11 protein-coding genes are annotated in these 22,894 nt (G+C 61.4%); 2 read left to right on the top strand and 9 right to left on the bottom strand.

What is annotated here, in order from left to right; all coding sequences use genetic code 11:
• Positions 1-15: 15 nt before the first annotated feature.
• Positions 16-2,733 (top strand): aconitate hydratase AcnA, encoded by a 2,718-nt coding sequence (gene acnA / locus BWP39_RS28295; RefSeq protein WP_096725517.1) that lies wholly within the window; start codon positions 16-18, stop codon positions 2,731-2,733.
• A 107-nt stretch (positions 2,734-2,840) separates the two neighbouring features.
• On the opposite strand, the gene BWP39_RS32180 is transcribed toward acnA, so the two are convergent.
• From BWP39_RS32180 to BWP39_RS28275, 4 genes are all read right to left on the bottom strand, one after another.
• Positions 2,841-3,428, bottom strand: a complete 588-nt coding sequence (locus BWP39_RS32180; RefSeq protein WP_096725516.1) for a hypothetical protein — start codon at positions 3,426-3,428, stop codon at positions 2,841-2,843.
• A 129-nt stretch (positions 3,429-3,557) separates the two neighbouring features.
• The gene (locus BWP39_RS28285) at positions 3,558-4,148 is read right to left on the bottom strand and encodes a hypothetical protein (RefSeq protein ID WP_207557153.1); all 591 of its coding nucleotides are present in this window, start codon (positions 4,146-4,148) and stop codon (positions 3,558-3,560) included.
• Between the two features lie 457 nt (positions 4,149-4,605).
• A complete protein-coding gene (locus BWP39_RS28280) occupies positions 4,606-6,366 on the bottom strand; it encodes a ShlB/FhaC/HecB family hemolysin secretion/activation protein (protein WP_096725514.1) in 1,761 nt (586 codons plus the stop codon).
• An 894-nt stretch (positions 6,367-7,260) separates the two neighbouring features.
• Positions 7,261-15,675 (bottom strand): hemagglutinin repeat-containing protein, encoded by an 8,415-nt coding sequence (locus BWP39_RS28275; protein WP_096725513.1) that lies wholly within the window; start codon positions 15,673-15,675, stop codon positions 7,261-7,263.
• Between the two features lie 224 nt (positions 15,676-15,899).
• On the opposite strand from BWP39_RS28275, the gene BWP39_RS31640 reads away from it, so the two are divergent.
• Positions 15,900-16,106, top strand: coding sequence for a hypothetical protein (locus BWP39_RS31640; protein ID WP_133116958.1), 207 nt, complete (start codon positions 15,900-15,902; stop codon positions 16,104-16,106).
• A 73-nt stretch (positions 16,107-16,179) separates the two neighbouring features.
• Here the strand turns inward: BWP39_RS31640 and BWP39_RS28270 are convergent, their stop codons facing one another.
• The 5 genes from BWP39_RS28270 to BWP39_RS28250 are packed head-to-tail and all read right to left on the bottom strand — an operon-like array spanning position 16,180 to position 22,891.
• Positions 16,180-17,283, bottom strand: a complete 1,104-nt coding sequence (locus BWP39_RS28270) for a diguanylate cyclase (RefSeq protein ID WP_096725512.1) — start codon at positions 17,281-17,283, stop codon at positions 16,180-16,182.
• Between the two features lie 38 nt (positions 17,284-17,321).
• Positions 17,322-18,338 carry a chemotaxis response regulator protein-glutamate methylesterase gene (gene cheB, locus BWP39_RS28265; protein ID WP_096725511.1) on the bottom strand — a complete coding sequence of 339 codons (1,017 nt, stop codon included), beginning with the start codon at positions 18,336-18,338 and terminating at the stop codon, positions 17,322-17,324.
• On the bottom strand, positions 18,335-20,737 hold the full coding sequence (locus BWP39_RS28260) for a hybrid sensor histidine kinase/response regulator (RefSeq protein ID WP_096725510.1): 2,403 nt from the start codon (positions 20,735-20,737) through the stop codon (positions 18,335-18,337). Before BWP39_RS28260 ends, cheB begins: the two co-directional genes overlap by 4 nt.
• Complete coding sequence (locus BWP39_RS28255) at positions 20,734-21,492, bottom strand: chemotaxis protein CheW (protein ID WP_096725509.1); 759 nt, start codon at positions 21,490-21,492, stop codon at positions 20,734-20,736. The genes BWP39_RS28260 and BWP39_RS28255 overlap by 4 nt, the downstream gene beginning before the upstream one ends.
• Before the next feature lie 7 nt (positions 21,493-21,499).
• Positions 21,500-22,891 carry a CheR family methyltransferase gene (locus BWP39_RS28250; protein ID WP_096725508.1) on the bottom strand — a complete coding sequence of 464 codons (1,392 nt, stop codon included), beginning with the start codon at positions 22,889-22,891 and terminating at the stop codon, positions 21,500-21,502.
• Between the last annotated feature and the right edge of the window lie 3 nt (positions 22,892-22,894).

Genomic DNA, 22,894 nt, shown 5'->3' with positions numbered 1-22,894 from the left:
CCAGGGAAAAACACCATGGCCCACAATCTCCACAAAACGCTCAAGGAATTCGACAGCGGTTCCGGCAAAGGCAAGTTCTACTCACTGCCGCAACTCGGCAAGGCGCTGAACATCAAGATCGATCGCCTGCCGGTATCGATCCGCATCGTGCTGGAATCGGTGCTGCGCAACTACGACGGCAAGAAGATCGCTGAAGAGCACATCGAGCAACTCGCGAACTGGAAGCCGAGCGCATCGCGCGTCGACGAAATCCCGTTCGTCGTGTCGCGCGTCGTGCTGCAGGACTTTACCGGCGTGCCGCTGCTCGCCGATATCGCTGCAATGCGTGGCGTCGCGAAGCGCGCCGGCAAGAACCCGAAGGCGATCGAACCGCTGGTGCCGGTCGATCTTGTCGTCGATCACTCGGTGCAGATCGATTACTTCCGCCAGAAGGATGCGCTCGACCTCAACATGAAACTGGAATTCCAGCGCAATAACGAGCGCTACCAGTTCATGAAGTGGGGCATGCAGGCATTCGACACGTTCAAGGTCGTGCCGCCGGGCGTCGGCATCGTTCACCAGGTGAACCTCGAATACCTCGCGCGCGGCGTGCACAAGAAGGCCGACGGCAAAGACACCGTGTACTACCCGGACACGCTCGTCGGCACGGACAGCCATACGACGATGATCAACGGCATCGGCGTGGTCGGCTGGGGCGTGGGCGGTATCGAAGCGGAAGCGGGCATGCTGGGCCAGCCGGTGTACTTCCTGACGCCGGACGTGGTCGGTGTGCATCTGAAGGGCAAGCTGCGCGAAGGTGTGACCGCCACCGACCTCGTGCTGACCGTCACCGAACTGCTGCGTAAAGAGAAGGTGGTCGGCAAGTTCGTCGAATTCTTCGGCGCAGGCACGAAGTCGCTGTCGCTGCCGGACCGCGCGACGATCGGCAACATGGCGCCGGAATACGGCGCAACGATGGGCTTCTTCCCGGTTGACGAAAAAACCATCGACTACTTCAAGGGCACGGGCCGCACCGACGCCGAAATCTCCGCGTTCGAAAATTACTTCAAGGCGCAGGGTCTGTTCGGTATTCCGAAGGACGGCCAGATCGACTACACGAAGGTCGTCACGCTCGACCTCGGCACGGTGGCACCGTCGCTCGCGGGTCCGAAGCGTCCGCAAGACCGTATCGAAATCGGTCACGTGAAGTCGACGTTTAGCGACCTGTTCTCGAAACCGGTCGGTGAAAACGGCTTTGCGAAAAAATCCGCCGATCTCGACGCGCAATACACGACGAGCAATGGCGTGAACGTGAAGAACGGCGACATCCTGATCGCCGCGATCACGTCGTGCACGAACACGTCAAACCCGAGCGTGCTGCTCGCCGCCGGCCTGCTCGCGAAGAAGGCCGTCGAAGCGGGTCTGACGATCGCGCCGCACATCAAGACATCGCTGGCTCCGGGCTCGCGCATCGTCACCGAGTACCTGACCAAGACCGGCCTGCTGCCGTTCCTGTCGAAGCTCGGTTTCGAACTGGCCGCGTACGGCTGCACGACCTGTATCGGTAACGCGGGCGACCTCACGCCCGAGTTGAACGAAGCGATTACGAAGAACGACATCGTTGCGGCTGCCGTGCTGTCCGGCAATCGTAACTTCGAAGCGCGTATCCACCCGAACATCCGCGCGAACTTCCTCGCGTCGCCGCCGCTCGTCGTCGCGTACGCGATCGCCGGCAATATCACGCGTGACCTGATGACCGAGCCGGTCGGTAAGGGCAAGGGCGGCAAGGATATCTACCTCGGCGACATCTGGCCGACCAGTGACGAAGTCAACGCGCTGCTCAAGTTCGCGATGGACGCCGACGCGTTCCGCAAGAACTACGCGCAGCTCACGAAGAAGGGCGATCTCTGGAGCAAGATCGAAGGCGAAGAAGGCCAGGTCTACGACTGGCCGAAGTCGACCTACATCGCCGAGCCGCCGTTCTTCGGCAAGGACTTCTCGATGACGCCGGCTGCCAGCATCGCCGCAGTGACGGGCGCACGTGCGCTCGGCATCTTCGGCGACTCGGTGACGACCGACCACATCAGCCCGGCAGGCTCGATCAAGGAAGACTCGCCGGCCGGCAAGTGGCTGAAGGCAAACGGTGTGCAGAAGGCCGACTTCAACAGCTACGGCTCGCGTCGCGGCAACCATGACGTGATGATGCGCGGTACGTTCGCCAACGTGCGGATCAAGAACCTGATGATCCCGGTGAAGGCGGATGGCACGCGCGTCGAAGGCGGTCTGACGATCCACCAGCCGGACGGCGAACAACTGTCGATCTACGACGCAGCGATGAAGTACATCGATGCGGGTACGCCGACCATCGTGTTCGCGGGTGAGGAGTACGGCACGGGTTCGTCGCGCGACTGGGCGGCGAAGGGCACGCAACTGCTCGGCGTGAAGGCCGTGGTCGCACGCAGCTTCGAGCGGATTCACCGTTCGAACCTGGTCGGCATGGGCGTCTTGCCGCTGCAGTTCAAGGGCTCGGATAGCGTGCAATCGCTCGGCATCACCGGCGAAGAAACCTACGACGTCGAAGGTCTCGGCGACGACTTCAAGCCGCAGCAGGAAGTCACGCTTGTGATCCACAGCAAGGACGGCAGCACGAAGCGCGTGCCGGTTCTGCTGCGTATCGATACGCCGATCGAAGTCGACTACTACAAGCACGGCGGGATTCTGCCGTTCGTGCTGCGGTCGTTGCTTGCGGCTTGAGTGTGATGTAGTTGCTGCGTTAGCAGCCGCGTCTCTGTTGAGATGCGGTGGTGTGGAGAAGCCCGGTTTTGTGCCGGGCTTTTTTGTGTCCGGTCGAAACGGAGGCGTTACTTCGTCAGGCGCACCACGTATAGACCGGTGTCCTGTGCGTTTGCAGCCAGGCTGTAGTTCGGCGCTTCTGCAAATGATGCACCCTGAACCAGCGGCTTGTAGGTCACCCTTCCGTTCGTGATATCGGCGAACTCGATGACCGGCGGGTTCGGATCGGGGACGACGTCGGATGCGAAGTTCAGCGTCAATGTCGAGGACGCCATCGCGCGCAGATCACCCGAGGACTTCACTTCGTAGACGTAGTTCGCCGTCACGCCGGCTGGCACCGGATCGGGCTTGCCTAGACAGATGATCAGATCGCCTGTCTTCCCGTCTGCAGGCGTCTTGACTGTCAGCGTCGCGATGCCGTCGTCGGATTTGATATTCAGATTCACGTTTGCAATCACGCTGTTATTCGAAAGCGTTATCTTTCTGTAGTCGGAGGGGCAGGAGAACGGTGCGGTCGGGTCTGTTCCGGCTTGTGCAGCCGAATCGGCCGAGCGGTTATCTTTCGCCGCGCTTCCGCCCTTGCCATCGCCACCACCACACGCTGTCAGAAGGACAGCCGAACTCATCAAACTCACTACGAACAGTTTATTTTTCATTTTCCACCCTTTTTATTTGCTAAACATAACTAACAAGCTAAATCACACCATCAGATTGATTTTTTCAAATGACCCCGTGTGGTTACTAATCCCCCTTTTCCCGTTGATGAACTGAACAGTCGGCCCAGGTCAATGGCACGACAGGACTACGACTCCACCAAACGATACTGTCGAGTAACCGACGGCGACCAGCGGCTGCGTCGCGTCGCGCCCCACGACAACCGACTGAACCAGCAACGGCCCGTTCGTCGAGACGCCATTCAACGGCGCCTGTGCACTCGTTACCGTACGTTGAGTGTTCGTCAATGCAAACGGAGTGTTCGCCCAGTTGATCGACAGGTTCAGATTGTTGAGCGTGCGCGTCGCGAGATCGAGCGTGGCGGAGCTTGTTTCGAGCGTGCCGCCCGGGCTACCGTCGTCGCTCGCCACTGCGTCTGCGATCAATTGAGTACACACGAGCGTGCCGCTCGTCGCGGACAGCGACAGCGGCGTACCGACTGCGTAGTGAACGCCTTGCTGGTCGTTATAGGTGTTGCCATCTGTGTCCATGGCCTTATTCCACCGACCGATTGCCACATCGCTGCCGACACTCTGAATCTCCGTCACCGCCCCGTGTTCGAGCCCAAGGCAGTCAGTCTCCGCCGCCGATGACGCAAGCGTCGTGAACGCGCCACCCGGTTGCTGTACGAGACTCGATGCAGGTACGTCTGCGGCAGTCATGTTCCTGTTCTTCGCATAGGCATTGGGTAGTGTGGGGACCACCACCACAGCCAGTTGTCCGTTGTTTACCGCTATTTGAGAGGCGGACCCCGAATAGGTAAAGCTGCCGTCGGGCCGGCATGCTGCGTGGATCGAAGGCTGTGGTGTCGAAGAATTGGGCGGAGCGGTAGTTGGTGTTTCGGCCGCGTTATTGTTCGAGGTGCTCGTTCCTCCATTGATGTTCCCGCCGTTGCTCCCACCACACGCCGCGAGCAAGACGGTTGAACTTACCAGGCTTGCCAGAAGAAATTGCTTCCTCATTACTAATTCCTTTGATTGATAAATATTCCTAACAAGTTACGACGTTCAATTTTTCGACTTGATCCCAATTTCCCTTGCGCGATTACTGTATAAAAGACGCGATGTAAAAGCTGCCGCACGAAGAATCTAGACTTGGGATGGCCGTGACACAATCGACCTAGAACTGCGAGGTCGCCTGGAAGGCGACCGTAACGCGCGCAGTCGGAAATCCAGACGGCTTGTAGATCGGCGTGCCCGCAAACAGGTCATACGCATACGTCCCCATACGCTTGCCGGCGCTGCCCTTTACGCCGATCACCGCGCCCGCGAGTTGCGTGCCAGCCAGTGCGATCGGCTGCGCGCCCAAGACCCGGCCATAGTCCAATCCCGAATAGAGCGCGTGTCCGGTTTGGCCGATCGGCATTTGCAGTTCGTTGCGCCAGTAGAACCCGCGCGTAGCTGCCAGCAGCGTTTCCCCGTCGAAACCTCGTACCGTGTAGCGGCTGCCGATCGTCAGGTTATCGATGTAGTACAGCGTGTTCCCGGTGTACTGGCCGTGGAACGTTCCGACATAGCGGAACGGCTGCTTCGCGATTGCGAATGGCACCGACAGGTTCGCATCGAGCACGGCCATCCGGTAGCGATAGGTCGGACCGCCGGCCGCTGCAAACACGTCGTCCTGCGCGCCGAATGCACCGGCGCCCTGCCGGTACGCGAGTGCGCCATCGAACTGCGCATTGGCGAAGTAGTGCCGATCGGTCATGCCGATTTCAATGATCGTGTTATTGCGGCGCTGCTGGGGAATCTCGGTATCCTCAATAAAACTCCGACCAAAGCGGCGCGATAGTCGGAGATACCCGCCCAATACGTCATATTGGTCGCGCATCAGCACACGGGCCAGCTTGAAATCGACCGTCTTCGAGTTACCGCTCGCGACGAACGTCTGATTCACACCGGAAATCTGCTGGTAGTAGGTGTTCGTGTACGCCGACAGCGTGGCGGTCCAGTAGCCCCACGGGATTGAATAGATGCTGTTCCAGCCGTGTGAGCCGAGGCGCCTGTCGCCGAATTCAAGATCCTGGCTCGCGCCGATGTTGAAGATGTCGTTCAGGCCGAGTGGGTTGTAGACGCCGATCGAGAGATTGCCTTGCAGCTTGCCGGTGGCGCGCGTGCCGGAGTTGTCGATCGATGCGACGAGTGTCCACGGCTTGCTCCGCTTCACGTCGAGCACTATGTCACTTTCGCCTGGCTGCTCGCTGGGGACGATCTGCATCGATACGTCCTGGTTCGAGACGCGCTTCATCTGCTCCAGACCCTGTTCGAGGTCGCGCAGGTTCAGCAGGTCACCATCCCTTGTCGGGAAGGCCGGTTTCCATGTGCCGTATAGTTTTTCGTCGGCAAAGCGAATGTGATGAATGACGCCGGGGATCAAGGCTAGCTTGAGTGTGCCGCTCGATAGATCCTGCTCGGGGACGAGTACGCGCGTGGTGACGTAACCGCGTGACAGAATCGCCTGGGAGAGACCTTTTACTAGTGCGTCAACGCCTTGCTGGCCAATGCATTGGCCCGTGTAGTGGGTCAGCCATTCGTGGACGAAGGCGAAACGGTCCATTGGCAACGTTGAGGCTCCCGATGATTTGACGGCCGCGGGCAGCGAGTCAGGCATGTCGAGTGTGAAGCGGCTGATGTGGAAGCAAGGTTGCTCGGACGGTAGCGATGGATACGTTTCGGGCTTGGGTAAGTCGGAGCGTGCTGAAGGTGCGCGTACAGTCGCGTCGCGTTGCTGTGCGTCGTGTTGCTGTTGTGCCTGGCGGTCGCGTTCTGCGTTTGCTCGCGCGGCGGCGACCTCGTCGGCAGGCGTGGGAGTCTGTTGAGCGTGCACCCCGAGCGATACCAAGGCTGTGATAGGCAAGGCCGCCAGCCGTGTGGTTCGTTTCATTGTTTTTTCTATCCCCGATTCGACAGATTCCACGATTTGCGGTAGTGGGTTCCCACCACCTGTCACGCGACCGCTGATAACCAATGCGGCCGCGCTTTGTTGCCACTGCTCCTCTGTTGATTTCGAGTCGCTTCCAGTAGTGACCGACGGTGTCCTGGTTGTCCGCCGAGGTTCGGGAACTCTACCTCGTGGTTGCCATCGCTGTAATCTGCAATCGCGTATCCGGCGGCGTACGGGTAACGATTGGGTCCACAAGCCGAACTGGATCGACAATCACTCCATCGCCTCTCTGTCGATCCTGCCCCCTCTGTCCCGGCGGCCCGAACCCGGCAAATCACCTATGGACCGACACCATCACCGCAAGCTGACGTTCTCAACGTCGGTGATCGTAATCATCCCACTGCTGACCCCGAACGGCCCCATGATCCTGGACCGTGCATGGATCTTCTCCTCGTGGAGAACGATTCTCTTCACGCTGTTTCATCCAGGACATAAACCAAATGCCAATACCCAGTGGGATACCTGCTCCTAGACCAACCTTTGTCGCATAATTCAAAACTTCAAATTCCAATACCTCAAATACCCCACCACATATCCGGCCAGATCATTTAAAGAATTGCGCTTTCATCAAGGCATTATTTTTGGCGCTTTGCCTTAAAATTTGCAAGTAACCACCCACCAACCGCTAAAGGGATTCCCCCGCCCAAACTTATCTTTGCCGAATAAATTACATCGACCATGTTAAAATTCCATTCTTCATTATTCTTATAAGAAAAAATCATCAATATAAGTCTTATCATCAACGAGGATGCAAATAGCGAACCAACCGTTGTCAACATTAGAGATAACAAAAGATAGAATCCAGTTGTGGTTGGCCTCATAATTTATCCTGTCCTATTTATTGAATCTATCTCGGGTTTCAAAATCGATGGCTTCAGAAATAATTGCACCCGAACCTGATCCAACAACTTCAGCAACTGCGTCGGATATACTAGGCTTCACCTTATCCGTTACAATTTTACCTACACCGCTTCCAACCATGGATCCCATTCCAGCTCCAATCACCGAGTTGACTGGATCTTCGCCTTTAATCACACTACCTGCAAAAGCACCGCCCATGCTGGTCACGCTTGTCGTTACGATGCCTTTGCCCTGCGTCAACGCGCCGGTGCCGATAGCGATCAGCGCATCGATATAGCTAAATGAACCGCTGTCTTTCGTGGCAAGTTGAGCCCCGGCATTCGCAGCACCGCCAATTACCCCTCCTGCAATTGCAGCTCCTGCCCCTGCGGCAGGACCAAGTCCTGCCGTAGCAGCAGTGCTCATCAACAGCACCCAACCCTTTAAAAGGCCGCTGACTGGGTCGGTGTAATTAAGCCCTTTACCTCTAGCGAGCTCCGCCTGAGCTTGAACGATTTCTTCCGGTGTCGCGCCGTTCTGCAACATGAATTGACCCAATGATGCCTGGGCCTGCCCATAGTCCATCATCCCCTTGGGCATTAGCATTGCAACTTGATTGTTCTCCACTTCGATCTTGCCAGCGCCGGCCGCCGTCATACCATTCTGTCCGGACACTTCCGCAATGCCGGCAACCAGACTGGTAACCAGATTGGCGCGCGCCTCACGTTCGGAAGTCGTCATCCCGTCGGTAGGGGCAAGCAACCTACCGAGCACGGAACTTGTCGCCGCGCCCATCGCACCCGCACTACAACTCTGGTTACTGGTCGCCGCTCCCGCGCACCCCACGATCGCATGAAGCGCCGCACGCGCCTCTTCGCTACCGAGGTCGTCCGCAAGCTGTTTGACGTGGCTCGCACCGAGTTCCTGCAAGTAGGCAACCGTCGCTCCTTGCGCAAACTGTCCCGCACCGCCCATTACGTTACCGCCCGCTGCAACCGTCAACGCAGTCAATACCTGCCGATACGTCCCGCCCGGCCCCCAGTCAGCATTCAACTGATCCGCCCGCTGCTGCGCAGTTGCCCGTTGCTCCGGCGTCAGATCCGGATCAGTCGCCGCCTTCTTCGCCGCATCTGCCTCGGCTGCCCGGTTCGCAACAAACGTTCCCACCTGATTAACAAACTGCCCCGCGATCTCAAACCCCGCCTGAATCTTCTCCTTATCAAAGATCGGCACCAGTGCGCCACCCGTATCCGCCGTATCCCGATTGACGCCCGCAACCGTTTCCTCAGCCGTCCTGCCAGTAAGCCGCTGTTGTGCTTCAGGATCAGTAATCGTGATCCCCCCACCGCTGATCCCGCTACGCGTAGTCGACTTCGCCTCTCCAGAAGCACCCAGCACAACAGGCGGCGCAACTGACAATCCTCCATCAGACTTCGCCAGCGCCGTCCCCGGCACAGGATTCACATTGTCGGCCTTACCCTTCTGATCCTTGCCGATACCGCTCCTGTTGCCGTCATCCGCGTGACTATCGCCACCAAAGCTATACCCGCCACTCAGCGCTACCTTCGAAGCGTCGTACGAAGCATGGTTCTCGATATCGCTCGTCGTCAGCGTCGCCGTCTTCAGACTGTTCCTGTGCTCCGCCACCGCCTTGTCACTGCTCGCGATCACGCCACCCTTCAGATCGGTATTACCTTTCACATCGACCTGGAAACCGCCATCGCCCGCCCTGATCCCCGACTGCCCGGTCACGCTCGCGTAATCGCTCTTCATCTTCGTCTGGCCAACGCTACCCGACACACTCGACAGACACGGCGGCGGACAGACACTGACTCCGATCCCGGCGTTCTGCTGTTTCGAATCGTAGTAATCCCTGTCCTGCCGACTCTCGATGTTCAGGTTGCCGGCCACATTCGTCACGACCTGTCTGCCAGACGCGACCGCCCCTCTCATGTTCGTGTCACCGTCAGATTCAAGTGTGAGCGTATTGCCTGCCATCACGTATGAATTAGTCCAGGTGCTGGAATCTCCACTGGCGCGACCGCGGTTTCCCGCCGCGCTCGCCGTCAACGCAACGCCGCTTTGTGCGCCGAGTCCGACCGTGACGCCGACGCCCACGCTCGAACCGCTATTCGTGCCGTGCAGGCTGCTCGTATTCTCAGCCGCCTGCAGGTTGATCCTGCCGTCCGATTTCAGTTTCGTGTCGTTGCCCGCCGAAATTGTGCTGCCGGTCACGTCGATGTTGCTATCGTCACCTGCGCCTGTCGCCGTAACCTTCACGTTGTGGCCCGCCGACACGACACCCCCGAGCGCCGTGTTCGATTGCGCGCGCGACTGGCTATCGCTTTTGCTTGCACCGAGCGACACGTTGACATTGACGCTCGCCGCCGCCTTCAGTGGATCGCCGCCCATCTGCTTCACTGCATCGTAGGTGTTCTTCGCAGCGAGCCCTGTGGTGACCGCCGCAAGCGCCAGCAGCCGTGGATCGCCGTCGACGCTTTGCGCCGCATTCGCCATCTGCCGCCCGGTCTGCACTGCTGCCACGACTGGATTGGTGATGCCCACCGTCACACCCGCCTGTCTGTATTGCTGCTGGCTGCCCTGATCCATCGTGTCGTGCGCCGCATCCAGCCGGACCCGTGTGCCGAGTATTTCCACGTCGTTGCCGGCGTGAAGCATCGCGGCCGTTCCATTGACGTTGTTGCCGGCTTCGATCGACAGGTTGCCATTCAGTGCGCCGACCGAACTCGCGTTGTTCGTCACGCTGGACGATTGCTGACGATCGGTCATCGACTGCGAGCCGATCGAGACTGACAGACCGCCGTTCGACAGCAGACCCGTGTCCTTTTTCCGGTAGTAACCGGACGATTGAACGGTGTCCTGCGAGGTCCTGAGGTTGACATCGCGTACTGCCTTCAGCTTCACGTCATCCGTGCCCACAATCGTGCTGCCCGTGACGTTGATATCGCGACCACCTGCAATCGTCACCCCATCCGCCGAAATCGCACTGGAGAGGTTATACGTCGCCGTCTGATCGACTCCGCTCGCCACCTTCGTGCCACTGACGAGACCGCTGCGGCTATGTGTTTCGTGCGAATTGATTGCGCGCGTTTCGGTCGCCGATTCGACATTCACGTCACCCTTCGCATCCAGCGTCGCTCGACCTTTGTCGAGCCTAAGCGTGCTGCCACTCAACGTGATGTCCTTGCCCGACACAATGTTGAGCGCGTCGCCGCTCCTGAGCGTCGTGCCGGTCAACCGCTGATCCACCGCGTGTTCCGCCGCGGCAGAGCTACGGCGACGATCGCTGCTCGAACTGTTGTTGTTCACGGTCGTGGTCGCGCTCGCAGTCAATAGCGAGACGCTCCCCTCAGCCGCGATCGTGCCGCCACCGTTCAGGTCGATCTGCGCGCCGCGCGCGGTCAGGTCACCGCCGACGCTGATGTCGGAAACGCCGTCCACTTTCACGGTACTACCCGTGACATTGTTGATATCCGTGTCCGACACGCCGTTCGCGCGTCGTACGGTCTTGTGTTCACCGGTCTGTTGCGTGCCGAGTGCCCAGTTACCGCCGATACCGGTCTCGAGATTGCCGCCAACCGTCAGGTTGCCCGCGTTCTGCCGGAAGTTGCCGCCGGTGGCGATCGATGCATCGTTCGCGACGTCCAGTCTGGCGGTTGGCCCCAGCGTGGTCACGACACTTGTTGCTCCATCGCGACTGACCCGGTTATCCGTCCTCGTCGCTGTATCGAGAATCAGGTCGCCACCCGCATTCAACGCCAGACTGCCGGCCTTCACGTTGGCCGAAGTCAGATCGACATTACCCGTCGTCATCAGCGACATCAGCCCGGCGCTTTGCCGCGCGCCCAATGCGTTGTCGATCTGCCTGCCCTGGACCGACAGCGTGTTATCCGCCTTCACTGTGCCGCTGTTCGCGAACGACTGCGTGTTCTGGAAATCGATATCGGTCGCGGTAATCAACGGGCCGTTGATGTTCTGCTGGTTCGTCTTCGCGAGGTAGACCACCGGTACCAGTACCGACTGGCCGTCGACCACGCGCGTTTCCATCATGATCACGTTGCCCGTCAGCGTCGACACCTGAGCCGCCGACAGGCTCGCGCCGACCGGCAGGTCAAGCTGCCTGTCAAGCGCTGCTCCGGCCGTCATGAGCGACTGGTACATCGTCTGAAGATCGGTGTACGGGCCCAGCACGGCACGGCCGGTAAGCGCCGTCACCTGGTTGCGCACCAGTTGCTGCTCGTAGAACCCGTCACCCAGTCGCTTCGGGATATGGATCAGATCCACTCCGATCTGGTTGAAGAAGTAATCGCTCGATATGAAACTCTTCTGGTTCGTGAATGCCGGGTTTGTTTCGATCATGTAGCCCGCGCCGGGCGACGGGTTCGGCCTGTACAGCCCGCCTCGCGGGATCGTCAGGCTGGTCAGTACGTTCAGTGCTGTCGCGCTGGCGATGACCGGATCGACGATCGTTGGTGGACCTCCCTGTATCGATGCCCCACTGGCACTCCCGATGAGCGGGGCTATCGTCAACCCGGGCACCGACTGGCCGGGAAGCAGACCCAGCGACGGAAGCCCCGCATTGCCGGCCGTGTTGTTGATGCTCACGTCTGTGCCAGTCAGTTTCCCGTTCGCGCCCCAGGTCGATTCGTAACCCGGCAGGCTGTATTGCCGGACGTCGGCGGGCGCGGCCTGCGCGTAGCCGCGAGGACGCTGGCCAACAAACCGCGCATCGCCAAACGGCAACGTCCAGTTACGTCTGGTGTTGTTGTAGTTGTTGTAGTGGTAGTGCCCGGAGTAGGTGACGGTCACGCCCGGCGCCTGCTGCCCGGTGGCTTTCCAGCCATCCGTTTCGTAGCTGGCGGGCGCAATGAAGTCACCCGCCGAGGCGATGTTGCTCCAGAGGTTTTGCATCGCCCCGACCGACGCCGTATCGATCACGCCGCCCGAGATGATCTGCCCGGCCGGGCTGATCTGCGTCACGGTATTCGCGACCGCCTTACCCTCGTAGGTCGTGTACTGATAGCCGCTATTCCACCGACCCTCGTGAGGCGGGTCGGTGTACAGCCCGCCTGGCAGGGTCCGCAGCTTCGCGATGAAGGGCGCGGGATCGTACTCAGGTTTTTCCGGGTTACGCGTCAGCCTGATCCAGCCCACGTCGTGGCCGGAACACGCCTCCACGTAGTAGGCTGCACAGCCCTTCATGCTGATGCCGTACTGCTCCAGCGCGGCCGGGTCGATCTCGCTGGTGATGCCCGATGTCTTCATCTCGCGCCGTGTGTTCAGCACCCGGTCGGCGTGCAGTGCCATATCGCCGCCTGACTGGAGCAGCGCCGACACGTTGTTGACCCGTGCCGCGTTTGTGTAATTTCCGTCCGCGTCCTTGCCACCCGCCAGCACGACCCTGCCCAGACCGAAGATCGCCGGCTGCGCAATCGTGTCGGTCGCCGTGCTGTCGTCACGGTTTTCGATGAGGCGCGCGAGGATTTCGAGTGTACCGTCGCTGTCCGATGCACCGATCAGGGCCTTCGTGTCCAGGTTCGACAGCGTGCCGCCTGCGGCCAGCGACACGCTGCCGCCGATCATCGTGCCGGTGTTGGTCAGATCGGTCGAGTGCGTGCGCAGCAGGGCGCCCGCCTGCATCGAACCGGTGTTCGAGATGTTCTGCGCCTCGACGCTCAGGTTGTTGACCGATTGCAGGTTCGCGCCATTGATAAACTGGCCGGGTAACGTGAACGACAGGTCGTGGCCGGCATTGAACTGCACGTCAGGCGAAGCAATGAAATTGCCCCCTCCGCCCGGGGCGCTTCCTTCGGCGTGCACCCCAGGGGCACTTCCTTCGGGGCGCAGATTCACGGTCACGTCGTGGGTCGCGTTGTACGCTCCGCCCCCCGCCAGAGTGCTCGCCGTTACGGTGAGGTCATACGTCGAGCTGATCTGTCCTTCTGTGTTCGTGATTGCACCGGTCATCGTCACGTCCACGTCGCCCGTCGACTTCTCCACGTTACCGATCTGTCCGCCCCGGTTATCGAGTGTCGTCCCCCTGACGCGCAGCGAGGCACCGCTCAACTGTCCGCCATGGTCGTTTGTGATCGATGTTGCGTCGATCGTCACCTCACCGTTACCGGTGATCCTGCCCATGCCGCTCACGCCGCCAGCATGGCTGTTCACGATCCGGCTACCACCCTGTACGTTCATCCGGCCGGTGCCGAGGTTGTTGATGGAACCGTCAGTGTTGTCTATCGACGCGGACTGGACATCGAGTGTGCCCGTGTCGTCTGCCGTCGTCTGGCCCGCCTGGATATGACCTGCCCGGTTCACGAGTGCGCCGCCGTTCGCGAGAAATAGCTCCGTGTCCGACCGTATCAAACCCTTGGTGTTGTCGATGTCGCCCCTGACTGTGGCATTGATGCCGCGCTGCGCCGACAGGATCCCTTGCGCGTTGTTCAGGTCGCCCGCGTTCACGACCGCTTGCCCTTTACTGGCGATGAGACCGGAATCGTTTTTCAGATGACCCGTGCCAACACCCGGCGCTATCGTCAACGTGCCATCACCCGCATGCGCAATCGTGCCGCCCGAATTGATCAGTTCAGCAGGGGCTAGCGTCAGGTTCGTGCTGCCGGTCTGAAGCACGCCGCCATTCGAATTATCGAGCGTACCGCTCACGTTGACGGTCGTCAGGCCGGTGCCCGTTTGCGTGACCGTGCCCCCGTGATTGACGAGATCGGTGCCGTTCAACGTGACCTGCACGGCCTGTACGGTCCCGGTACTGTTGTCTATCGTGGTCCCGTTTACCGTAGCCACCTGACCGGCTATCGTGCCACCCGCATTGGTGAGACGCGAACCTGCATCAACGACCACGTGCTGGCCCGCCTTCAGCGAGCCGCTGCTGTTGTCGATGGATTGCAACCCTGTCGCATGGAGATTCGTGCCCGCCGACACCTCGCCGTAGTCGTTGATGAACGCGCTCGCCGCGTTCACCGTGACGCTCCCCTGGGCAATCGTCGTCGCGTTTGCGAGATTGACGTCGCCAGTCGCGGCGGTCAGCGACAGGTTGCCGTTCGCGGCTGTTGTACTGCCGGCAAGATTCACCGCGAAGCCCTTTAGCGTCGCGTTGCCGCCCGTGACGTTCCTGCCAGTCGCGCTCAACTGGCCTGTCGTTGTGATCTGCAGATCCCCGGCTTGCGTGAGCACGCCATCGCTGTCCACACCCGCGCCGATCGATCCCGTCGAATCCACCGAACCCGCATTCACGCCCACATGGCGTTGCGCGGCGAGCGTGCCGCTGTTTGCCATATCCGCACCGGTGTTCAGCGACACGGACTGCTGGCTATACGTCGTGCCCGTATTCCCGATACCACCCGCCGCCGATACCGCAACGTTGCCGAGCGCACTGATCGTGCCCGCCTGCACCAGCCGACCTTCAGTTGTCAGCGTCAGGCCCATCGCGTCTGCTGCGATCGTGCCGGCGTTGCGAACACCGACACCACCCTCCGTACCCACCAGGAAAATCCGGTTCGCGTACATCCCGCCGAGCTGACCGATATCGATGGAAACGGCGGGTGCAGCACCTTCGCCCTGAATGCGCGAGGTCGCCAACGCGTCATGGTTGACCTGATTCGCGCCGGTGAGGACGCCCAGGTTATTCGCGTAGATTGCGGCATTCGCTTCTACTGCCCGCGCAATGAGGTCGACACGATCGACACCCGACGCATTCAGCCCCGAACCCGCCACCGTGACGAGGCCGCGGTTAACATTGAAACCAGCGAGCGAGCCGTCCACCCCGTAGAACGGTAGCCCGGTCGTTAGCGTCGCGCGGCCAGTATTGATGAATCCACCACCATCCACCATCAGGCCCGACGGATTCGCAATCACCACGTCTGCACGTTGACCTGCAACTTCAACAAACCCTCGCAACTGCGACGGATTATTGCTGTTGACCTGGTTGACGATGATCCTGGCCGCGTCGTTGGCCCCGAAGTTCGGATTTCCGTTGATATAACCCGCCTGCCGGGTCTGCACAATCGTAGGCGAGTTGTTCAGGATCGCGCCGGCCCTCTGCACGTCGAACTGGTTGTAGGTGTTGACCGACACCCCCGCACCCGAGGGACGCGCCACGTCGACCTGGGGCAAGCCGTTCTGTGTCTGGATCACGTGCGCGCCGGAACCGGGCGCGGCGACAATCTGGGCCATGGCGATTGCTGGCACACCCAGTAGCAGCATGGCAGCCAGCGCTATCGGGCGCCGTGTCACTTGCAGTATCGCGGAAACAACCAGCGCACCAGATGCACTACGATTGCCCGCGGCGTGCGGCGCCAGGCCATTCTCCTGCACCACCATGAGCGCGCCCCGAGCGCGATTGAAGATAACCCGATAGCAGTTCTTGTTCATTATTCACGGCGTGCGATTCACGCGCAGGTTCTGGTCTGCGCGTAAGAGTAGCGAAGCCGGGAACGGTATTTGTGAACAATTGCCAACGCGAGAAACAGCGTTAGCAAACAAGCATCACCAGGAGGATCTATGAATAAGGGCGGAAGTGCGCCTACCGCCATTTTTTAGGCAGCAACGCGGTGCACGACAACTTGCAGAGTGTTGAGCGAGTAAAGCAAGCCTCAATGACGTTCGTCCACCAGATACGCCGCAATGCACGCCGCCGTTTCTTCAGCAGACAGGCCGGCGTTATCGCGAACAACGTCACTGAACGCCCGCGCCTGATATCCCTGCGCATACATCTCGACGATACGTTCGCGCTCCTCGCGCCTCAGCACACGTGCACCCCGATCACCGTAGATTTCCCGCTATTAATCGAGCCGTTGATATGAACGACAGTTAAAGGCCGCGATTCCTTCATTGCCGATAGCGAGGAAACCATCATCTCGATCCACACCGCCCGCGTTAATCCCGCATCGCATGCGGATCCGCATTCACAACCACACAATTCTTCCCATCCCGCTTCGCCTGATACAGCGCAACATCGGCGGCTTCGATCAACGACGTCATCGCCGCTTCGATCTCGGGCACGACCGTCGCACCGCCGATACTGATCGTCACGTAGTCCCCCGTCGACGATTGCCGGTGCGGCAACTGCAGCGCCTCGATCCCCGCGCGGATTTTCTCGGCAAGCAGCTTCACGCCGCCCATCGACGTACCCGGCAACACCACCGCAAACTCCTCACCGCCGAAGCGCGCCGCGAGATCCCCCGCGCGACCGAGGCACCCTTCCACCGTCGCCGCGATCTGCTTGAGCACTTCATCGCCAGCGACGTGCCCGTACGTATCGTTGTACAGCTTGAAATTGTCGACATCGATCATCAGCAGCGACAGCTCCGATCGATCGCGCAGACCGCGCCGCCATTCGGCGCTCAGATACTCGTCGAGATAGCGCCGGTTCGACAGTCCGGTCAGACCATCCGAATGCGTGAGGCGCCGCAGTTCGAGATTCGCTTCGAGCAGTTGCTGCTGCGATTGCCGCAACGCGCGATACGCTTCATCGCGTTGCAGCAGGTTCACATACGAACGCGAGTGATAACGAATGCGCGCCACCAGTTCGATGCGATCGGGCAGTTTCACGAGGTAATCGTTTGCACCGGTCGCGAACGCCGCGCTCTTGATGACCGGTTCTTCCTTGGTCGACAGCACGATGATCGGTACGTCGCGCAACGCAGGATTGGCACGATACGCCTTCACGAGCGTGAGCCCGTCTGTGCCAGGCATCACGAGATCCTGCAGGATCACGGTCGGCCGCGTCTGCACCGCGGCATGCATCGCCTCGTCGGAGTGCGCGCAGTAGTGGAAGTCGATGCCCTCCTCGTTGGCCAGCGCGCGGCGCACCGCTTCGGCAACGATCGCCTGGTCGTCGACGAGCAGAACCATCGCGGGCACGGCCGACGCCAGCGGTGTCTGCAGCGCGGCATGGACCGCGTCGAGCGTCGGATGTACACCTTCCTCGGTCTTGATGCGGCCACCCTGGTCAGGCTCGCCGCTTCGATCTGTATCCATATTCACCCCTCGACTGACTCAGGTAGTCTTACTGCCTCTCATTGTGATTTTTTAACCAGCGCCAACAGTTCGCCCGCTACTTTATCGAGCGGCAAGATCGAGCGCGCCGCACCGAGCGCGGCCGCGGCTTTCGGCATGCCGAACACCGCGCTCGTCGCTTCGTCCTGCGCAATCGTGTGGTAGCCCTTCGCACGCATTGCCTTCAGCCCGATCGCACCGTCGCGCCCCATGCCGGTGAGCAGCACGCCAATCGCGTGGGCCTGCCAGTGCTGGACCACGCTGTGAAAAAACACATCCACCGACGGTCGATATGGTGTGTCGGCAGGCTCGCGCGCGTAATCGAGCGTACCGGTGCGCGTGAGGTTCAGATGATCGTTGGTCGCCGCAAGCAGTGCTTCGCCAGGCTGCGGCCGGTCGCCGGTCTGGGCCACGCGCACGCGCAACGGTGTCTGGCCATCGAGCCATTGCGCCATGCCTTCCGCAAACGCCTTGTCAACGTGCTGCACGATCACGATCCCCGCACGAAAATCCGCGGGCAATTTACCGAGCACCGTTGCGAGCGCAGTCGGGCCGCCCGCCGATGCGCCGATCGCCACCAGCATCGAGGCGTTACCCGTTGCGCGCGGCGCCAATGTCGTCGCGCGTCGCACCACCGGCTGCTCGAGCAGCCGGCCAATCTGGTCGATCTTCTCGAGCAACGGTTGCGAGCTGTCCGCGAGTGTGTGGTCGCCGAGCGTCGGTGTGTCGACCGCGTCGAGCGCACCTGCACCCATCGCTTCATAAACACGCCACGCGTTCGCACCGACGCTGCTCGTCACGACGAGGATCGCGCACGGCGTGCGCGACGCCATGATGCGCCGCGTGGCTTCGACACCGTCGAATCCGGGCATCACGAGATCCATCAGCACGATGTCGGGCGGCTGTGCCGCGCAGAAATCGACGGCGTGTGCGCCGTCGGGCGCCACCCAGAGCACGCGATGCTCGGGGCGTAACGCGATCGCGCGGCGTATCGCTTCGACCGCGAGCGGCAAGTCGTTGACGATCCCGATGTTCATGAACGGGCTTCTCCGATCAGATCGCGCACTGCGTCGAGCAGCGCTTCGTCGTGAAAACTGCCTTTCGCAAGATAGTAGTCCGCGCCCGCATCGAGCCCGCGGCGGCGATCCTCCTCGCGATCCTTGTACGACACGATCATCACCGGCAGCGACTTGAGCGCCGCATCGCGCCGGATCAACGTCACGAGTTCGATACCGTCGATGCGCGGCATATCGATATCGGTCACCACCAGATCGAACTCTGCATTACGCAACGCATTCCAGCCATCCATACCGTCCACTGCAACCGTTACCAGGTAGCCGCGCTTTTCCAGCAGCTTGCGCTCGAGCTCGCGTACTGTCAGCGAATCCTCGACCACCAGCACGTGCTTGCGCGTTTCGACCGCCGTGCCCTGCGCGCGCCGCACCTTGTCGAGCTGACCGCCGCGCACGAGCTTGTCCACCGAGCGCAGCAGGTCTTCGACATCGACAATCAGCACCGCTTCGCCGTTTTCCATCAGCGCGCCCGCGGCAATATCCTTGACCTTGCCGAGCCGGCTATCGAGCGGCTGCACTACCAGCATGCGCTCGCCGAGAAAACGGTCCACCGCGATGCCGCACAGTTCGCGCTCGTCACCGATCACGACAACCGCGACGCCGGCGCGCGTGTCATCCGACACCGGTGTACCGAGTAATTGATGCGCGGTGACGAGGCCAATCGGCTTGCCTTCGAACGCAAAGTGCTGCTGCCCTTCGAGCATATCGATGTCGTTGCGCGTGAGTTCGAGTGTGCGTCGCACATGGGCAAGCGGAAACGCATATGCTTCGCCGCCGACCTCGACCAGCAGGCTGCGGATCACCGACAACGTGAGCGGCAGTTGCAGCACGAAGCGCGCGCCGCGGCCGGGTTCGTTGTGGATGCGCACCGTGCCGCGCACGGCCTTGACCATTTCGTGAACGGCATCGAGACCGACACCGCGCCCCGATACGTCGGTGACACGCTCGCGCATCGAGAAACCGGGCAGTAGCAGGAATTCGAGCAACTCGTGATCGGTCAGGCGCGCGGCCGTATCGTCGTCGGCGAGACGACGGCGCACAACCGCCGCCCGCACGCTGTCGAGATCGATGCCGGCGCCATCGTCGCTGACGGAAATCAGCAGCTTGCCGGCGCTATGCCGCGCTTCGAGCGTCACGGTCGCCTCGGCAGGCTTGCCGTGGGCCGTGCGCACATCGGGCGTTTCGATACCGTGATCGAGCGCGTTGCGCAGCAGATGCCCAAGCGGCGCGTCGAGCATGTCGAGAATGTCGCGATCGACCTGGGTCGACTCACCAACCACCGAGAAGCGCACACGCTTGCCAAGCGAACGCGCGAGATCGCGCACGATGCGTGGGTACGCGTGCGCCGCATCGCCGAACGGCCGCATCCGCGATTGCAGCGCTTCGTCGTAGAGCTGCTGCGCAAGATGGGTGCTACGACGATCGAACCGGTCGAGTTCATCGATGCGAGCACCAAGCAGCTGCTGCATGTTGCCGAGCGTTTCACGCACGCGGTTCAGTGCGGCAAGCGCGTCGGCATCGAGACGCTCCGCAAGCGTCTCGTAGAACGTATCGAGCGAACGGGCAGCGTCACGCTGCGTGCGTTTCACGCGCAGCATCGATTCGGCGAACGGTTTGAGCCAGCGCGCTTCAACCAGCGATTCGCCCGACAAACTCAGCAACCGGTCGAGACTGTCCGCGCGCACGCGCAGCATGCGATGCGGATCGCGAGTCGTGTTGATATGCGCGATGGGCACTTCGGCGGCGGCTGGTGCGCTCTCATCGCTAGCGACCCGGTAGTCTGCGCGCGTGGGCGGCTGCACGGCTAACGATGCAACCGGCTGCTGCGAGGCCAGGCGCGCGTCCGGCTGTGCGGCCGCATGCGCATTGAGCAGTGCAAGCGCGGTGCGCAAGGTCGCATCGTCGTCGGCACTCGATGCTTCGTCTGGCTCGCTGAAGTTGAAGTTGACGCCGACCGGCGCTACCGGCTGGGCGCCGAACGCCGCCAGACCCGCCACCCATGCGTCGACTTCGTCGCGCAGTACCGGCACCGGGGGGCTTGCTTCGCCGATACGCAGCAGCATGTCGGCGCCGCGCAGCAGTTCGTCGATATGTTGCGCGGTCAGCACCAGCTCGCCACGTTGCGCGGCGACGAAGCATTCCTCCATCATGTTCGCAACGTCGACGCCATCCGGTAGGCCGACAATACGTGCCGCGCCCTTCAACGAATGCGCGGCCCGCATGCACGCTTCGAGCGCGGCAGCATCGGTTGGCGCATGTTCGAGCTGCAGCAGTCCGTCGGAAAGCACGCGCGTTTGCACCTGCGCCTCTTCGCGGAACAATTCGAGCAACGACAGGCGGCCCGGATCGTCGGTGCTGCTCATCGCAGGCTCCTCGCTAGCGACTCGAATACGCGTGCCGTATCCAGCAGGCCGATCGTCGTGTCGCGCCACGCGAGTACGCCGCGTGCGTGCGATGCGGTTGCATGCGCAAGCGTCGTCGGGACCGGCATCACCGCCGATGTCGCAAAGCGCACGACACCTTCCACTTCATCGACGGGAAATGCAGCCGGTTCGCCGCGATGCGTCGCGACCAGCATGCGCGCATAGACAGTGCGATTCGCGTGCCGCGCGGGGCCATTGCGATCGAGATTCAGCAGCTCACCGAGCGACGCAGCAACCGTGAGCGCACCGCGAATGTTGACGAGGCCGAGCACCACCCGATTGCGTCGATGCGGCAACGAATGAATCGGCCGTGGCTCGTCGACCTGGCGCAATGCGGCGGCCGGCAGTGCGAGCCATTCGTCCGCGACGCGAAACACGAGGGCGGCCTCAAGCGATGCGCGGTCGATGTCGGCAAGGTCAGCGCGGTCGTGAGCGGCGAGGGCTCGTGCAGCAAGTTCTCGCGACGCCGACGATGCAGCCTGCGCGGACGGATGCGAAACATGCGGCAGGCTAGCCGCATCATCGAGCGGACGATCGAGCAGCAACGCCGCGCCGCGTTCGAACACCGGGCAGTTCAGGCAACGCGCATGCTCGGCGAGACGCGGGCACGAACCATCGCCGCGCGAACCGATGCGATTCCAGCAATCGTCGACGGGCGCGGTGGTCCACACGTTGTCGGTGGCGACGTGAATCATGCGTTCCTCATGATGGATCCGCGCGACCCGATTCGCGCGTCGACATCCGCGCCATCGCGCGCTGGGCGCGCAGCGTCATCTGCTGTGCGCCAGCGGTGTCGCCGCTCACGTCGAGCAGTACGGCAAGATGCGTTAACGCTTCATAGTGAGCGGGCGCGAGATAGAGCGCCTTGCGATAGAAATCGACAGCCTGTGTGCCTTCGCCACGCGCATCGGCGATCAGGCCGAGCAGATAGAACGCCTCCGCCTCGGGCTGGTGACCGTCGATGAAAGTACGCACCAGACGCTCTGCCTCGCCGAGCAAACCGGCATCGGCCAGTCGATGCGCTTCGGCGAGCCCGGACGATGCAGGCGCAGATGTAGATGCACGCGGCGCAGAGGCCCTGGCCGCGGCACTACGCGCGGCAATCTCTGACGGACGCGATGCGGCAAAGGGCGGCGGTGCCGGGCGTGCGGTGACCGGCTTCAACGTCGTTGTCCGCGCAATAGGCACGAGCGACTGCACAGCACCGTCATCGGGCGCACCCGCGGACAGCGCAAACCACTGGTCCGCCCGCGTGGTCCCACCAATCAGGTTCTTCTCATCAGCCGGCATGCGCTGAAATGCGAACGCTAGCGGAATACGTGCGGACGTCAGCGCATGACGCATCATCAGACCGGTTTCGGCGGGGCCGACGAAGATCGTGCCGCCGTCCGCGAGTTGCGCATCGAGCAGACGGATCGCACGGTCCTGCGCATCGCGGTAAAAGTAGATCAGCACGTTGCGGCAAAAAATAAAATCGTAGCGAATATCCGCGCGCTGCGAAGGCCCGAACAGATTGCCTTGCGTGAATTGCACCGTCCTCTGCACACGCTCGTGCAACTGCCAGCCTTCGGCAGTTTCATCGAAGTGGCGGGCGCGAAATTCGAGTGCGTGCCCGCGAAACGAATTGCGCCCGTACACCGCACGCTGTGCACGCTCGATCGCCTGCCCACTGATATCGACTGCATCGACGATGAAACGCGCCGGGTCGATACCGGCATCGAGCAACGCCATCGCCGCCGAATATGGTTCCTCGCCGCTCGAACACGGCGCACTCAAGACGCGCAACACGCGCGCCGGCGCACTGGCGAGCCGTTCATGCGCGAGCCGCACGAGCGCGGCAAACGCCTCGCGCTCGCGGAAAAACCAGGTCTCCGGCACGACCAGCGATTCGACAAGCGCCTGGCGCTCCTCGGGCGAGAGGTTCAGCAGGAGCCAGTACGCATCGAGTGCGACGTCTTCGGGCAGCTCGTCGTGCTGGGTTGCGCGCACGCGTTCGAGCACCGCGCGGCCGAATGCGTTGACACCGAGCGACGACGCATCGATGCCCGTCTCGGACGAGAGCCAGTTGACGAAGCGCGGGTCAGCGAAGGTCATGGG

Origin of the sequence: Paraburkholderia acidicola (assembly GCF_002362315.1) — a bacterium.
GTDB lineage: Bacteria > Pseudomonadota > Gammaproteobacteria > Burkholderiales > Burkholderiaceae > Paraburkholderia > Paraburkholderia acidicola.
This window is presented reverse-complemented; position numbering and strand designations above follow the sequence as displayed.

What these genes read in the sequence shown, in the direction of transcription:
- acnA (WP_096725517.1), top strand. Translation starts at nt 16, where the DNA reads ATGGCCCACAATCTCCACAAAACGCTCAAGGAATTCGACAGCGGTTCC.
- BWP39_RS32180 (WP_096725516.1), bottom strand. Translation starts at nt 3,428, where the DNA reads ATGAAAAATAAACTGTTCGTAGTGAGTTTGATGAGTTCGGCTGTCCTT.
- BWP39_RS28285 (WP_207557153.1), bottom strand. Translation starts at nt 4,148, where the DNA reads ATGACTGCCGCAGACGTACCTGCATCGAGTCTCGTACAGCAACCGGGT.
- BWP39_RS28280 (WP_096725514.1), bottom strand. Translation starts at nt 6,366, where the DNA reads ATGAAACGAACCACACGGCTGGCGGCCTTGCCTATCACAGCCTTGGTA.
- BWP39_RS28275 (WP_096725513.1), bottom strand. Translation starts at nt 15,675, where the DNA reads ATGAACAAGAACTGCTATCGGGTTATCTTCAATCGCGCTCGGGGCGCG.
- BWP39_RS31640 (WP_133116958.1), top strand. Translation starts at nt 15,900, where the DNA reads ATGACGTTCGTCCACCAGATACGCCGCAATGCACGCCGCCGTTTCTTC.
- BWP39_RS28270 (WP_096725512.1), bottom strand. Translation starts at nt 17,283, where the DNA reads ATGGATACAGATCGAAGCGGCGAGCCTGACCAGGGTGGCCGCATCAAG.
- cheB (WP_096725511.1), bottom strand. Translation starts at nt 18,338, where the DNA reads ATGAACATCGGGATCGTCAACGACTTGCCGCTCGCGGTCGAAGCGATA.
- BWP39_RS28260 (WP_096725510.1), bottom strand. Translation starts at nt 20,737, where the DNA reads ATGAGCAGCACCGACGATCCGGGCCGCCTGTCGTTGCTCGAATTGTTC.
- BWP39_RS28255 (WP_096725509.1), bottom strand. Translation starts at nt 21,492, where the DNA reads ATGATTCACGTCGCCACCGACAACGTGTGGACCACCGCGCCCGTCGAC.
- BWP39_RS28250 (WP_096725508.1), bottom strand. Translation starts at nt 22,891, where the DNA reads ATGACCTTCGCTGACCCGCGCTTCGTCAACTGGCTCTCGTCCGAGACG.